The organism is Tardiphaga sp. 172_B4_N1_3 (assembly GCF_052076035.1).
In the GTDB taxonomy this organism is placed as follows: domain Bacteria; phylum Pseudomonadota; class Alphaproteobacteria; order Rhizobiales; family Xanthobacteraceae; genus Tardiphaga; species Tardiphaga robiniae.
This window is the reverse complement of record NZ_CP197238.1, coordinates 264031-278624: the sequence shown is the minus strand read 5'-3', so window position 1 is coordinate 278624 and position 14594 is coordinate 264031. Positions and strand designations below refer to the sequence as shown.

12 protein-coding genes are annotated in these 14594 nt (G+C 60.5%); 9 read left to right on the top strand and 3 right to left on the bottom strand.

Annotated features, from left to right (window positions below):
• Nucleotides 1-44 precede the first annotated feature (44 nt).
• Nucleotides 45-443 carry a hypothetical protein gene (locus AB7783_RS01295; protein WP_441276577.1) on the top strand — a complete coding sequence of 133 codons (399 nt, stop codon included), beginning with the start codon at nt 45-47 and terminating at the stop codon, nt 441-443.
• A gap of 39 nt (nt 444-482) precedes the next feature.
• On the opposite strand, the gene AB7783_RS01290 is transcribed toward AB7783_RS01295, so the two are convergent.
• From AB7783_RS01290 to AB7783_RS01280, 3 genes are all read right to left on the bottom strand, one after another.
• The gene (locus tag AB7783_RS01290; protein ID WP_089268057.1) at nt 483-1802 is read right to left on the bottom strand and encodes a UDP-glucose dehydrogenase family protein; all 1320 of its coding nucleotides are present in this window, start codon (nt 1800-1802) and stop codon (nt 483-485) included.
• 71 nt (nt 1803-1873) lie between these two features.
• Nucleotides 1874-2665 (bottom strand): FkbM family methyltransferase, encoded by a 792-nt coding sequence (locus tag AB7783_RS01285; RefSeq protein WP_441276576.1) that lies wholly within the window; start codon nt 2663-2665, stop codon nt 1874-1876.
• A gap of 126 nt (nt 2666-2791) precedes the next feature.
• Nucleotides 2792-3559, bottom strand: coding sequence for a sugar transferase (locus AB7783_RS01280; RefSeq protein WP_441276575.1), 768 nt, complete (start codon nt 3557-3559; stop codon nt 2792-2794).
• Between the two features lie 818 nt (nt 3560-4377).
• Here AB7783_RS01280 and AB7783_RS01275 point away from each other — a divergent pair.
• From AB7783_RS01275 to AB7783_RS01240, 8 genes are all read left to right on the top strand, one after another.
• Complete coding sequence (locus AB7783_RS01275; RefSeq protein ID WP_315844356.1) at nt 4378-5106, top strand: metallophosphoesterase family protein; 729 nt, start codon at nt 4378-4380, stop codon at nt 5104-5106.
• 116 nt (nt 5107-5222) lie between these two features.
• Nucleotides 5223-5837, top strand: a complete 615-nt coding sequence (locus AB7783_RS01270) for a polysaccharide biosynthesis/export family protein (RefSeq protein WP_441276574.1) — start codon at nt 5223-5225, stop codon at nt 5835-5837.
• 309 nt (nt 5838-6146) lie between these two features.
• Nucleotides 6147-7571, top strand: coding sequence for an outer membrane beta-barrel protein (locus AB7783_RS01265; protein ID WP_120288782.1), 1425 nt, complete (start codon nt 6147-6149; stop codon nt 7569-7571).
• The gene (locus AB7783_RS01260) at nt 7552-9864 is read left to right on the top strand and encodes a GumC family protein (protein ID WP_120288781.1); all 2313 of its coding nucleotides are present in this window, start codon (nt 7552-7554) and stop codon (nt 9862-9864) included. The genes AB7783_RS01265 and AB7783_RS01260 overlap by 20 nt, the downstream gene beginning before the upstream one ends.
• Nucleotides 9861-11282, top strand: a complete 1422-nt coding sequence (locus AB7783_RS01255; protein ID WP_441276573.1) for a VpsF family polysaccharide biosynthesis protein — start codon at nt 9861-9863, stop codon at nt 11280-11282. The genes AB7783_RS01260 and AB7783_RS01255 overlap by 4 nt, the downstream gene beginning before the upstream one ends.
• Nucleotides 11279-12361: a glycosyltransferase family 4 protein gene (locus AB7783_RS01250; RefSeq protein WP_441231830.1), complete on the top strand. Its 1083-nt coding sequence runs from the start codon at nt 11279-11281 to the stop codon at nt 12359-12361. The genes AB7783_RS01255 and AB7783_RS01250 overlap by 4 nt, the downstream gene beginning before the upstream one ends.
• 68 nt (nt 12362-12429) lie before the next feature.
• The gene (locus AB7783_RS01245; RefSeq protein ID WP_441276572.1) at nt 12430-13536 is read left to right on the top strand and encodes an acyltransferase family protein; all 1107 of its coding nucleotides are present in this window, start codon (nt 12430-12432) and stop codon (nt 13534-13536) included.
• A gap of 76 nt (nt 13537-13612) precedes the next feature.
• Entirely contained in the window at nt 13613-14593 is a 981-nt protein-coding gene (locus AB7783_RS01240; RefSeq protein WP_441276571.1) for an acyltransferase family protein, read from the top strand.
• Nucleotide 14594: the final 1 nt, after the last annotated feature.

The following is a 14594-nucleotide window of genomic DNA, read 5'->3' as shown; positions in this document are numbered from 1 at the left end:
GATTGTGATTCTGCGATCTGAGCGCCGCATTATTCGCTTATTCAATGGGTTCTCTGCTACGCGACGATCTCGGCATTTCCAGCAGACATGTCAGGTCGATAACGCTACACTGTCCGGGATTGATTGCGCTGTTGCTTGCGCTCGAATTCCTGAGCACCAACTGGACCACGCCGTTGCAGGATAGCGGCATGCCCCATAGGGACGCCTTCATGGACAAGATCGCTCCGCATAAAGTCACGAAGGCCGATATCGTCTTCTCCGTCGGCCGCGGCCTCGTGATGGCCGCAGCTATCATCGGCGCCACATATTTCCTTGGAAGCTGGTATCTCGGCGGCAGCGACCTGGAATCGATCTACCAGACTGAAAGCTATAACGACGCCTCCACGACGCCGCGAAGCGAACATGCGACTGCGCCCGGCACGACGGAGGAAGCGACGCAGTAAGACACTGCGCGCCTCCCCTTATCTGCGCAGATGCGCGAGCTAGTAAGCCACTGCTTGCGGCCGCCCGACGCCGCTATAGAGAAATCCGTTCCGTGTCACTTCATCCGGCGAATAGATGTTGCGGAGATCGATGATCACCGGACAGGCCATGATCGCCGCCATCTCCTTCAGATCGAGCGCGCGGAACTGCTCCCATTCGGTGACGATGACCATGGCGTGACACCCGCGGGCGCATTCATAGGGCCCCTCGCAAAAGGTGACATTTTCGAACACCTTCTTCGCCTGCTCCATGCCCACGGGATCATAGACCCGCACCTCGGCGCCCATATCCTGCAGCGCCGTGATCAACGGGATCGACGGCGCGTCGCGCATGTCGTCGGTATTCGGCTTGAAGGTCACACCGAGAATGGCGATGGACTTGCCGCGCAGATTGCCGCCGAAGGCATGCGCCACCTTGCGCGCCATGGCGCGCTTGCGCTGGTCATTGACGGCAACCACGGTCTCGACGATGCGCAGCGGCGCTTCGTAATCCTGGCCCGTCTTGATCAGTGCCAGCGTGTCCTTCGGAAAACACGAGCCGCCATAGCCCGGTCCGGCGTGCAGGAATTTCAGGCCGATCCGGTTGTCGAGGCCGATGCCCCGCGCGACTTCCTGCACATTGGCACCGACTTTCTCGGCGAGATCGGCGATCTCGTTGATGAAGGCGACCTTGGTCGCCAGGAACGAGTTGGCGGCGTATTTGGTCAGTTCGGCCGTGCGGCGATCCGTATACATGATCGGCGACGAGTTGAGGTGCAGCGGCCGGTAGACTTCCGCCATGACATCCTTGGCGCGCTGATCGCTGGAACCGATCACGATACGGTCGGGATGTTTGAAGTCTCTGATAGCCGCGCCTTCGCGCAGAAATTCCGGATTCGAGACCACGGCGAATTCGGCGTCCGGGTTCTCCTCGCGAATGATGCGCTCGACCTCGTCGCCGGAACCGACCGGCACCGTCGACTTGTTGACCACCACGGTGAACTTCTTGATGGCTTTTGCGATCTCGCGCGCCGCTGCATAGACATAGGACAGGTCCGCATGGCCGTCACCGCGCCGCGACGGCGTGCCGACGGCGATGAAGACCACCTCGGCTGCACCGACGGCGGATGTGACATCAGTGACGAATTTCAGCCGTCCCTGCTTGGCATTGCTCGCGACCAGCGCATCGAGACCAGGCTCATGGATCGGAATCTCTCCGTTGTTCAGCGCATCGATCTTTCCCTGATCCGTATCGACGCAGGTGACGTGATGGCCGAAGTCCGAAAAGCACGCCCCCGACACGAGCCCCACATAGCCAGCGCCAATCATGGCAATTCGCATTGCATGTCCTGTCTTGTAAACAGTCCGCGGTCAGAACGACCCGGACATCCCCCGAGAATTCCGCATGCGCCTCAGCTGTTGAGGATCAACTCGCCGTCGAGATGCTGCGGAAAGAAAAAGAAGTTGTTGACGTAAGCTTGCCCGGGTTTACGGCCACCATTGGGCAACAGCGCATCGGCGTCCTGCATTTCCCCGGCGTTGAAATGATCGATGGAGACCACCTCGTCGTCCTGAAGGAAGAAGCCGCGATAGGATTTGTCGCGAAAGAAATCGAACACCGAGCGCGTCGCCTCGGCACGGTGACGATCCTCTGCCTCGACAAGGAAGACCGGCTGGCACCGGTCGATCAGGCCGACGGCTCCATGCAAGACGCTCAACTCGTGCCCCTCGACGTCCACCTTCACAAAGGACACGTCCTCGCGCACGACACCATCGAGACGCGCCAATGGAACATGCGTCGTGATCAGTTGCTTCACCGACGGCTCATATTGCTGTTCGAGCGATGCCCGCCCGTAAACAAGGCCATCCTCGCCTTGCGGTGTGTAGAGCTCGGCATCGCCTTCATGATCCGAGAGAGCCACTTCATGGATGCGAACATTGGACGCGGAGGTGCGCCGGAGCAGATCGGCCATCTCATGCGACGGCTCGAACGCATGGACCTGACCGGACAGCCGCGCCAGTTGCTGGGTGTAGAGACCGCAATTGGCGCCGACATCCACCGTGACGGCACCCTGCGGCACGATCTTGTCGAGATAGGCCAGTTCACGCTCCGCCGATTTGGGACGCTTCATGAAGCGCCAGCGCAGATACATCGACGGGAAAGCGTCTTTCAGAAGCTGCTTGGTCCGTTGCGTCGCCGTCATGGCTGTCACCCTTCGTTCGAGGCTGGTTTCAAGGCAAAACAATTCCGGGCGCCGGACGGAGGTCCGCCAGCGCAATGTCTGCAATGTGTGGTGTGATCGATGCCGCCGCTCAATCGGTCGTGGGCATCAGAAGGCATTACCGGAGAGGAATTCGCGCCGGACCGTCTGCACGATGATCATGATGTCCATACGCATCGACCATTTCTCGATATATTCGAGGTCGTAATCGATGCGCGAGATCGCCCGGGGCGCCTCCACGGTGCTGCCCCGGCAGCCGCTCACCTGGGCCAGACCGGTGATGCCGGGCCGTGCGCTGTGACGCGTAAAGTAATACGGCACGAGATCTTCATAGAGCACGTTGGCGGCCAGCATGCCCGGGACATGGGGCCGCGGCCCAACCAGAGACATATCGCCCTTGAGCACGTTGATCAGCTGCGGAATTTCGTCGAGGCTGGTCTTGCGCAGCAGCTTGCCGATCCGCGTCACCCGGGCGTCGCCTTCGACCGTCTGCTGAATGCCGCGCTTGTCGCCGGCATCGGTGCGCATCGAGCGGAACTTGTAGATCTTAAAGAAGCGGTTGCGGTAGCCGTAACGATACTGGGTGAAGAACACCGGCCCCGGCGAGGTCGCCTTGATGATGATTGCGATGGTGATCAGCAGCGGCGCGAGAAACAGCAGGGCCGAGCCCGCGGCCGCAATGTCGAACAATCGCTTGGCAATCGACTCCGACGGCTCGCACCGGGCAACCTGGTTCGTCCGGCGGCTGCGATAGGCGCTGTTCCGATAGGACCCGTGGCCGGCAAACTCGACCGGCCGCACTGAAATGAGCTGCCGCTCCTTCCAGAGCGGCGTCACCTTGTTGCGATCAAAACCAACTGAAACTGTAGAGGCCATGCTCTCGCTCCCTGCTGGAACTTTGGTGCGCGATAATCGAACAGAAACATGCCTATGTGGCAGGCATGCGAATTCAGAACTCTTCCCTTCGACGAACATTCGCAATTGCGAAACCATCTTCGTCGATCAGCAAGAACCTTCATCCCTGAAGATTTCTTAACTGTGCGAACGAATTAGGGCGGCAAAACGGTATTGGCGTGTAACATTACGCAGTCGCAATATTGATATAATTGTGCGGCGCGCAAAATTGTTTGTGCACTGAAGCGCTTAGATCGATTTGTACGTCTATTGCGCTGCATCACGCTCACAGCAGCCATGCAAAATAATTACATGGCGCAGATCGATGAATTGCATCGCATCGTTGCGAGATCGGGTGCATGATCTCTGCAATTAACAAATAGCCACCAAGCAGCAATCGATTCGAGCTTGATTTTTCACTCGATACTAAAGCGCGCCCATTATGTTGCGCACTGAGACTGCTCACTCCGCCAGATATTTCGGCATCGCCATGGTCGCTCGACGAACACCTCAGATGACTACAGGGGACATTTCATTTCCCCCGCGCGCGATCGCCGTGGATAAGGCGGCGATCTCAAGCCCTGTGGACAGTTCTACCAGCGATGTGCACAACGCATTCGGCCGCAAACTGCGAAACAGACTTCTTCTTATCAATGCGGCCGTCTGGGTCGCTGTGATCGTCGCCGTTCGCATCATTTTCTTCTGAGCTCATCGCTATCCCCAAAGCTTTATGAGTCCCAAGGCGTTGCGCGGCCGATTGAATTTGACCGCGACGGTTCCCTGATCGTAGCTTGCGCGAAATGCCGCGCTCCCTCTCCAGATCAGATTCGAACAAGGCGGCACTGCCGCCCGATACGCGTATCTATGCCATCGGTGACATTCACGGACGCGCCGACCTGCTGCAGGAAACCATCGCGCGCATCGATGAGGACATCCGACGTCGCCCGATCACCTATGCGGCGGAAGTCTATATCGGCGATTACATCGATCGTGGCGCGGATTCGAAAGGTGTGATCGATTTGCTGGCAGTCCGCATGGTGCACAACCATGCAATCTGCCTACGCGGCAATCACGAAGCCATCATGGAAGACTTCCTGGAGGATGCCAGCGTGCTTGAGCACTGGCGCCAACTGGGCGGACTTCAGACTCTCGCGTCCTATGGCGTTTCTCCATCACGCACGGCAACGGCGCGCGACGTGCAGAAAGCCTTTCATGCCGCATTCCCTCCGGCGCATGACGCTTTCTTGCGTTGCCTGCGGAACAATATCAGATGTGGCGACTTCTTGTTCGTTCACGCGGGCATTCGTCCCAATGTTCCGCTGTCGTCTCAAGATCCGCATGATCTGATGTGGATCAGGGACGAGTTTCTGGATTCAAAGCGCGATCATGGCGTCTATGTGGTGCACGGACACACGCCGGTTCCCCATGCAGATATTAGAGATAACCGTGTGAATATTGACACAGGTGCGTGGCGCAGCGGCATCCTCACGTGCATTGCCATCGAAGGCACAGAGATTCTGGTTCTCTAAGAAGACATTAGTACGCAATCTGCGCACTCTCTGAGTACGCCACATTCTTTCGCCGTTTTTTGCCGGACACTCTCGCGCAATTGTCGTCTGCATCAATTGTCATCGAATTGATGCAGATGATCACATTGATGTTGTGTTGGGGGTCTACCATGTTGCGAAAGAACCGATGCGCCGGCATTTTGATAGTACCGGTGCTTTCATTTTTCCTTGCTGGCGTCGCTCCGTCGATCGCGCTCGCACAGGACCAGCGGGTTTCTGCGGCTTCGCCGTCAGGCACCTATCTTCTTGGACCGACTGACCGCGTTCGTCTGAAGGTCTATGGCGAAGCTGATATCACCGGTGAATATGAAGTCGACAGCAACGGATTTGTATCGATTCCCCTTGCGGGCCACGTGAGGGCCGCAGGCCTGACCACACGGCAATTAGAGAAGGGCATCTCCTCCGCGTTGGCCAAGGGAATCGTGCGAGACCCACGCGTCAATGTGGAAATCGCGCTGTATCGACCCTTCTATATCCTCGGCGAAGTGAAGAAGAGTGGCGAATACCCTTATCGCATGGGCCTGACCGTGATGGACGCCGTCGCAACTGCCGGTGGATTCACCTATCGCGCCAATGAGAACAAAGTGTATTTGCGGCGATCGGGCTCAACCGTCGAAGAGATCTATGCGCTCGATTCGCCAGTCCTGGTATTTCCCGGCGACAATGTGCGTGTCCCAGAACGATACTTCTGAACTCATCATTTTTGATTTTGTCTGATGTGTAGTGACCGATGCGCGCCTTCATGTCGCGCGTCGCCATAGTCTCGACTTTTTGCGGTGCGTATTCTTGTGCAGTGCGACGAACTTTACTTCGTACTTCGCATTGTGGGCAGCAAAGAGAAGGGCGTTTCATCAGACGAGTGTTGAGTGCGCTAGTGGGGGCGCGACATTCATCACGGGCTTGCTGAGTTTGTAAGCGCCGGGATGAATTTCTAAGCGGCAATCAAGTCTCGACGACAATTCGATAGCGGAGGAATGCATGTCCTTCGCAAGGGATGAGTGATGAAATGTACGTTTGTATCAGCAGGATCGGAGGCGATCGGCGAAGGACCGGAGGGGCTGCGGCCGATTCCCGTCACGCGCCGCGCTCTCCGTATCGCGCCATGGCCGGTCACGGCGATTCTGCTTGGTATTGCATCACCCGCCAATGCCCAGGCGATCCCGGCAACCAGCGACGAGCTCGCGCCGCCCTGGAATGCGCAACGGATTTTCGAACCGTCCGCGCTGCCCGATCTGGTCGACCGGGATAACCGCGAAGCAGTAGCGCCAGAGGACATGCCAGTAAAAAAGCGACAGCAACCTGGTTATGAACCCGTCGGCATCCGCCAGGGATCCTGGATGTTCAACCCGTCGCTGATGACGGGCGCGCTCTATGACAGCAATGTGTTTGCCTCGAACACCCAGAAGCGCGGCGACGTTGCAGCGGTGATTGAACCCAGCCTGCGTGCGCACACGCTGTGGGAACGACACGGCATCGACATCAAGCTCAATTCACGAACCACGGCCTATAACGAAAATTCAAGCCTCGACCAGACCGATGTGAGCCTGAAGGGCGCCGGCTGGATCGATATCGCCAACGACATGGTCGTGCTGGGCAGTTTCCAGATCGCGCATCTCAACGAGGGTGTGGGTTCGCTGAGCTCGCCCTCCAATGCCGTGACACCGACTCCTTATAATCTGATGTCCGGCGACCTGACCGTCCGCAAGGAATTCAACCGGCTGGCGACATCGATCGGCGCACGCGTCGACTCCTACGATTACGGCACCGCGCGCGCGCAGGATGGCAGTCTGATCGACCAGAGCAGCCGCGACGGCCAGATCTATGCGCTTCACGGCCGCGTCGATTATGCGTTCTCGCCTGTGCTCGGCTGGTTCGGCGGCGTCGAAGGCAACCAGCGCAACATCCGCGGCGTACCCGGCCAGACGCTGGACTCCACCGGCTATCGCGCGTTGTCCGGCTTGACCGTCGGTTTCGGCAATCTGCTCCGCGGCGAGTTCGGCGGCGGCTATGTCGAGCAGCGCTTCGACAATCCTCTGATCGGCACCGTCGACGGACCGTCCTATCGCGCCAAGCTCACATGGAGCCCGACGCGATTGATGGACATCCACGTCAAGGCCGAACAACTGGTCACGCAGACATCCGATACCAGCTCGACCGGCGTGCTGGCCAATGCCGTGCAGGTTGGCGTCGACTACGAGCTGCGTCGCAACGTCATCCTGTCGCTGGCGGGCGCCTATGAGATCGATCGCTTCTTTGGCCAGGCCCGCAAGGACCGCGTGACCACGACCAATGCCAGCGTGAAGTATTTGATGAACCGGTTCAGCGCGATCTCGGCCTATCACCGCTACACATCGCGCGACAGCGATATACCCACCTTCAGTTACGACAAACACCAGGTAGGGCTCAATGTTACAGCGCAATTTTGATCAGCCTTATCCGGCGGCACCGGAACCGGTTCCGACGGCCGTTGCCGGTTGGCAGGCGCCGACCGTCGATCTCCGGGAAATGGCGCGCATCCTGCGCCGGCGCTGGCGCGCGGTCGTGCTGCCCGCCGCCGTGCTCGGCGGCATCGCCCTCGCTTATGTGGCGACGGCGACCACACTCTATACTGCGAACTCCACCGTACTGGTCGATCCCCGGCGCGCCAATGTGGTCGAAACCAATCAATCGGTGCTGACCAATTTCGGCACGGACGATGCGACCATCGAAAGCCAGACGCTGCTGATCCAGTCGCTCACGATCCTGCAGCGCGTGGTCGACAAGTTGAAGCTGACGCAGGATCTCGAGTTCATGCCAAAGCCCGGCCTGCTCGATCCGATCCGCAATCTGTTCCGCAGCAGCAGTCCGGTCGATGGCGTGAGCCCCGAAGACGCCGCGCGTGCATACTCTATATATCTGCTCCAGCGCCGCATGAAGGTGACACGACAAGGCACGACATTCCTGGTCGATATCGCCGTCAGCTCGGAATCGCCGCAGAAAGCCGCGACCATCGCCAATGCGGTGGCTGACGCCTATTTCGAGGAACAGGTCCGCGCCAAATTCGACGCGACGCGCATCGCAGCCAAATGGCTCGGCGGCCAGATCGATGCGCTGAAGAACCGCGTCGTCACCTCCGAACAGGCCGTCGCGGACTATCGTTCCGCCAATAACCTCGCGGTCTCGCAGGGCGTGACGGTCAACGACCAGCAGATCACCGATCTCAACAGCAAGCTGATTGCTGCCCGGGTGCAGACCGCCGAGGCGCGTGCCAAGTTCGATCAGGTGCAGCAATTGGCGAAAACCGGCGGCGATGCCGGCGGGCTCAATGCCGCCGTCTCCTCGGAGATGGTGACCAAGCTGCGCGCGCAATATGCCGATATCGCCAAGAACGAAGCCGACCTGACCAGCAAATATGGTCCGCGGCATCCGCAGGTCGCCAATGTGCGGGCGCAGCTCAAGGACACGCAGCGGCTGATCAACGAGGAAATCGGGCGCATCGTGCAGGGCACGGCGCATGATTATGACGTTGCGAAATCGCGCGAGGCGTCGCTGCAGGACAGTTTCGACAAGCTGCAGGGCGTGTCCAGCACGTCCGGTCAGGCCGTGGTCCGGCTGCATGAGCTGCAGCGCGAGGCCGAGGCCAACCGCACGCTCTATGAGTCATATCTGGCGCGCTCGAAGGAGACGACGGCGCAGGAAAGCCTGGAGATGCCGGACTCCCGCATCGTCAGCTTTGCCAGCATCCCGCTCAAGCCCTCCGCGCCGAAGACCATGCTTATTCTAGGCTTTGCCATCCTGCTCGGCCTCGGCGGCGGCACGGTGCTGGCATTCCTGACCGACTATCTCGACGGGCGGATCAAGACACTGGAACAGGCCGAAGAGATATCGGGCGTTCCCGCGCTGGCCGCTCTACCCTCGATCAGCAGTCGCGAACTCGCCGGGCGTGCCAAACGCGGCCGCACCGAACTCGGCAATTACGATCCGCGCACCATGCGGCTGCTGCCGGCTGCATTGCAGCCACCACTGATGCGCTATGCCATCGAGGAGCCCGGCACATTCTTCGCCGAAGCGATTCGCGCGGTGCGTCTGGCGATTCAGCGTGCGCGCAAGATCGACACGGTCAAGGTCGTGCTGGTGACATCGGGCCTCGAAAGTGAAGGCAAGACAACCTTCGCCGGCAATCTCGCACTGTCCTTCGCCACGCTGGGCATCAAGACGCTGCTCATCGACGGCGATCTGCGCAATCCCGGCCTGACCCGCGCCGTCAGCCCCAATGCCGATGCCGGCCTGCTGCAGGTGGCGACCGGCGAAGTGTCGCTGGAGCGCGCCATCCTGCTCGATCGCAGCACCGGCCTCTCGATCCTGCCCTCGCCTGCCATCAAGGACGTCGATGCCATCACCGAGTTGATGTTCTCCGAGCAGATCGTCGAAATCCTCGACCGCCTGAAGTCGCATTATGAACTGATCATCATCGACTCGCCGCCGCTGATTCCGCTGGTCGACGGCCGCGCGCTGGCCGAGCTCGCCGACCGAATTTTGCTGGCCATGGCCTGGAATCAGACACCGCGCGAAGTCGTCGCCCACACGATGGAGCTGCTGGCTCCGGTGCATGATCGCATTCTCGGCACCGTGCTGACCCAGGTCGATCTCAGCAAGATCCGCTTCTACGACTATTATCGCAGCTCGGCCTATCTGAAGCCCTATGGCGTCGCCGCCGCCAGTGCGGGAGCCGCGCGTTGACATTGGCCCGGACCGCGCCGCTCAGGCTGCACCGCAACGGCGCCCATGCCGCGGCAGGCTCGCGTGCACGCGTTCCGCAACGACGCCAGATCGTCAACACTGCCCAACTCATTAATTTAATGATCGTCAGTGTGCTGCTGGGCGCCATCGTCGCGATTTTCACACTGTCCGGCGGCGTTCTGACTAATCTCAAGATTCACTATCTGACACCCGGCGGCAATTTTCTCGAGAAATTGCATCCCGGCACCTATGCGACATTCATCGCGACGCTTTTGCTGCTGATGCGCGACGGCGACCCGATCGGTGAGATCAACCGTGCCTTCACGGACGCCAAGCTTTTGCTGGTGCACCTGTTCTGCTGGTTCGTCCTGCTGATCCAGATGTTCGTGCTGGAACGCCCGTTCACGGTCATCATCGACACGTTCCTGCTGCCAGTGCTGCTGTGCGTGCTGATCTGGCGGCTGACGCCGGCGCAGCGGCGGCCGCTGGTCTGGGCCATCCATGCGACACTGCTGCTCAACATCCTGATTGGCTATTACGAATATTTCTCCGGCCATCGCATCATTCCGCTGACACTCGGCAGCGTGCTGGTGGTCGGTGAATGGCGCTCGGCTGCGCTCCTCGGCCATCCGCTGACGGCCTCGGGCATCGTCGGCGCCTATATCATGGCGCTGGTGCTGCGACCGGCCATCTGCCCGCCGATCATGATCCGCGTGCCATTGATCGCCTTCAGTCTGGGCTCGCTGATGGCCTTCGGCGGCCGTACCGCGCTGATGACGGTATTGTTCGTGTTGGCTTGCCTCGGTCTGCTTGAGACCATCCGGCTGATCCGCGGCAAGCGCGTGCCGCTGCTGTTCGCTGTCGGCGCAATCTGCTTTCTTTTTGCGGCGGCAGGCGTCGTGTTTGCTGCGCTCTATCTCGGCATCTTCGACAAGATGCTGCTGCGCTTCTCGTCGGACAAAGGCAGCGCCCTGGCGCGCTTTGCGACCTTCGACATGCTCAATCATTTCCAGTGGAGCGAACTGATCCTCGGACCCAATCCGGTTCGCGTGAACGCGCTGCAGTCGCAGCTCGGTTTAAATTATGGCATTGAGAACTTCTGGGTGTCCTGCATCGTACAATTCGGCCTGATCCACACCATCCTGATCACGCTGGGCCTGACCTGCTTCTTCATCGAACTGCTGCGCCGGTCGGACCGCGCGGCCTTCGCCATCTTGCTGCTGATCCTGATGATTGCGGCAAGCTCGGTGAGCTTCTCGTCGAAGAACATCCAGCTCGCGCAGCTCGTTCTGCTCATCGCGCTGCTGTTGCCGCGCGAACGCGCGCCAGCCGTGGCGCCACCCCGCCATGTCCATCAGCGGCCGCCGATGGCGGCCCCGCATGTCCGCGCCGTCCCCCGGGATCAGGAGTTTGCATGACTATCTATGTCGATCACACCCATCTCGGACGCCATGTGACCGGGCTCGAACGGATCACACTGGAGCTGTTCTCGGAACAGGCGCTGGCGCCGCTCGATGTGGTGCCCATCACCTCGCGCGGCACCGGCCAGATGGTGGCGACGCAGACTTTCGGTCTGCCGATGCGCCTGGCGTCTCCCTCGTCGTTCCTGCTGTGCCCTGGCTTTCCGCCAAGCCCGCTGCTGCGGATGTTTTCATCACGTGTGCTGCCCTATATGCACGACGACTTCCTGCTGACGCGACAGGCCGATCTCAATGCCCGCGCGCGACTCTATATGGCGACACCCTTCAAGATCGCGCTCAAGAACTATCCGCGCTTCCTGACCAATTCGCGCGACACCCAGCGCAAGCTCGCCGAGCATTGTCGCCCCGACGCCGAGATCACGCTGTATCGCCCGCCGGTGCGCAATGTGTTCAAGCTGGAATCCGCCGAGCGCGCCGAGCGCGAGCCCGAGACGTCGCCGCTGCGCGTCGTGGCGCTCGGCACCGTGGAGCCACGCAAGAACTTCATCGCCGCGGCCAATATCGTCCGTGAATTGCGCCAACACGGTTTTCCCGGCGCCACCCTCGACATCGTTGGCCGCAAGGGCTGGGGCGATGACTGGAAGACGCTGGAACGCATGTCGTGCGTGACCTTGCATGGCTATCAATCGTCCGAGAACGTGGCGCGCATTCTCAATGAGGCCGATATTTTCCTGTGCACCTCGCATGATGAAGGTCTCGGCTTGCCGCTGCTCGAAGCCCAATATGCCGGCCTGCCGATCGTGGCACCGAATGCGCCTGTTTTCCATGAAGTACTGGGCACATCCGGCATCTTCATCGATCCGTCGGACCACGGCACCGCAGCGTCACAGATCGGCGGGGCTATCGCGGCTTCTCAGTGGCGCAGGCAGTATGTTGCGGCAGCGACCGAGAACCTCGCGCGCTGGAACGCGCTGGCAGCGAGCGACCACGACATCGTCATCGACCTGATCGCCGAACTCGCCGGCGGGCAGCTGGCCGGCCGTCGTTCGGCGGCGAAGCCCAACGTCGCGCATTAGGAACGCGACGCCGGCGTCCATGCCGGATCGGGGCCACGCCTGGTCCGTTCAACAGGGGATATTGCTTCTTGCAGGATATCGACACCAGCACACGACATCTGGACGGGCTGCGCATCGTTGCGGCCAGCGCCGTCGTGGTCCTGCACTATTCGGATTACATCAAGGAACTGCCAGTTGGTCGCTTCATGGTGGACCACACCTGGCACTTCAATCTGTTCGTCGATCTGTTCTTCGTCATCTCCGGCTTCGTCATTGCCAGCCAGTATCTGGCGAAAGTTGGCTCACCCGCCGCGGTCGGCCGCTTCCTGTGGCGGCGCCTGGCGCGGATCTATCCGCTGCATCTGGCGACGCTGGCTTTCTATATCCTGATCGCACTGGCGCTTCATGCGGGCATCGCCAAGACCGACAACCCGGCGCGCTATCCATTCTCCGATCTGCCGGCGCAGTTCCTGCTGCTGCACGCCATCGATGGCGACCGGCTGACCTTCAATTTTCCGAGCTGGTCGCTGTCGGCAGAGTTCTTCTGCTACGTGCTGTTTCCGCTGATGGTGCTGACGATCGCGCGGAGCAGGACGGTGATTGTGGCCCTCGTCGTGCTGCCGCTGCTGGCCAACAGCATCTATGCCGTTGCCATGGGCACCGAGCCCTGGCCGGACTGGATCAACAAGGGCGGCGCCTTCCGCGCTTTGCCTGCCTTCAATCTCGGCATCGCCTGCTGGCTGTTTCGCGACCGGATTGCGCGGCTTCCGGCGATGCCGGGCCTGCTGACCGCGGCCCTCGTCCTGTTCCTCATCTTCGGCGCGCAGCTTCCGATCATGGCAGCGCTCGCAGTCATCTATCTCATCGCTGCACTCGCCATCCATCACGACCTCTCCAGCCAGACCACCCTGTTCTCGCGCCTTGGCTTTGAGCGCTGGTCGTCGCTGACCTATTCCTCTTACATGCTGCATATTCCAGTCGCGACCGTCGTCCTCACGCTGGCGGCACGCTTCCTTGCCCCCGTCATTCCCGGCGGCAAGCTCGCCCTGGTGCCGCTGGCCATCGCCGTTCTTGCCGCCGCCAGCATTCTGTCCCTGCGCTATTTCGAGACGCCCATGCGGCGCGCGCTCAATGAGGCTTATGATCGCCATTTCAGCACGCGAATTGCCGCGGCGACGGTGCCAAGGCAGACGTGAACTGATGGTCAATGCAACGCAGATAATGTCCGGAACGGCGCGGCCGCTGGCTCAAACGAGGACGGCCAGCCGGGACGTGGCCATCGACAGCATGCGCGGCCTCGCCATTCTGATGGTGATCGGCATCCATTCGCTGCAGCAACCGCTCGATGCATCGTGGAAGACCATGCTCGATGCGGCTCTGCGCCCCTGTGTGCCGATCTTCCTGTTCGCATCCGGCTATCTGACCGCTCTGTCGGGCCGCGTTCCACTCGGCAAGCGCGTCATGGCCGCATTGATCCCCTACGCCATCGCTTTCGCTGCGGCCTATCTCTACATGGCGCTGCAGAACCCGGCGATGGATCACCGCCCAACGACAACGGCTGCCCGTTTCGTGCTCGCTTACGTGTTCGTGTATTATTATGTCTTCGTCTATCTCGGCTGTACGCTCATGCTCTGGCTGACCCTATGGTTTGCCCATCGTGTGCCGACCCAAGCCAATGAGCGACTGCGCCTCGTCCTGATGCTCGCCCTCGTCTTCGGACTGATTATCGGCAGCTATGTCGATCCCCTGCTGATACAGCGCGGGCTGTCCGAAGGGCTGATCGAGGAAGTGCGCATGCGTGATATCCCGTTCTGGTTCAGCTTCGTGGCGCTGGGAATGCTGGTCGCCGGATCGACGGCGCGGCTGGCCCTTCCACGGATGCGCCTGACGCTGACCGCGGCGGCACTGCTGGCCTATGTGATCTATGTGGCAGCGAGACTGCTCAAGATCGGCGACGCCGCCGATTATGATTCGATGGCGTTCTTCGGCTATGCGGCGGCGCTCTGCGTCCTGTTGCTCGCACTCGGCATCCGCGCGCCGGTCCTGGCCATGCTCGGGTCCGGCAGCTACTTCATCTATCTCTGGCATATTTTCATTGTCATGGCCTTGCGCGATCATGGCGGACTGCGCCAGTTCGGCCCGGTTGCGGGGACATTTCTGATGTATGCCATCACCGTCGCCCTGAGCCTTGTCGCGTTGCTCGCCGTGCAACGATGGGCGCCGCCGCGCGCGGCCCGCTGGCTCGGAGCCTGAC

Bases quoted from the DNA above. Each gene is read 5' to 3' on its own strand.
- AB7783_RS01295 (WP_441276577.1), top strand. From the start codon at position 45: ATGGGTTCTCTGCTACGCGACGATCTCGGCATTTCCAGCAGACATGTC.
- AB7783_RS01290 (WP_089268057.1), bottom strand. From the start codon at position 1,802: ATGCGAATTGCCATGATTGGCGCTGGCTATGTGGGGCTCGTGTCGGGG.
- AB7783_RS01285 (WP_441276576.1), bottom strand. From the start codon at position 2,665: ATGACGGCGACGCAACGGACCAAGCAGCTTCTGAAAGACGCTTTCCCG.
- AB7783_RS01280 (WP_441276575.1), bottom strand. From the start codon at position 3,559: ATGGCCTCTACAGTTTCAGTTGGTTTTGATCGCAACAAGGTGACGCCG.
- AB7783_RS01275 (WP_315844356.1), top strand. From the start codon at position 4,378: ATGCCGCGCTCCCTCTCCAGATCAGATTCGAACAAGGCGGCACTGCCG.
- AB7783_RS01270 (WP_441276574.1), top strand. From the start codon at position 5,223: ATGATCACATTGATGTTGTGTTGGGGGTCTACCATGTTGCGAAAGAAC.
- AB7783_RS01265 (WP_120288782.1), top strand. From the start codon at position 6,147: ATGAAATGTACGTTTGTATCAGCAGGATCGGAGGCGATCGGCGAAGGA.
- AB7783_RS01260 (WP_120288781.1), top strand. From the start codon at position 7,552: ATGTTACAGCGCAATTTTGATCAGCCTTATCCGGCGGCACCGGAACCG.
- AB7783_RS01250 (WP_441231830.1), top strand. From the start codon at position 11,279: ATGACTATCTATGTCGATCACACCCATCTCGGACGCCATGTGACCGGG.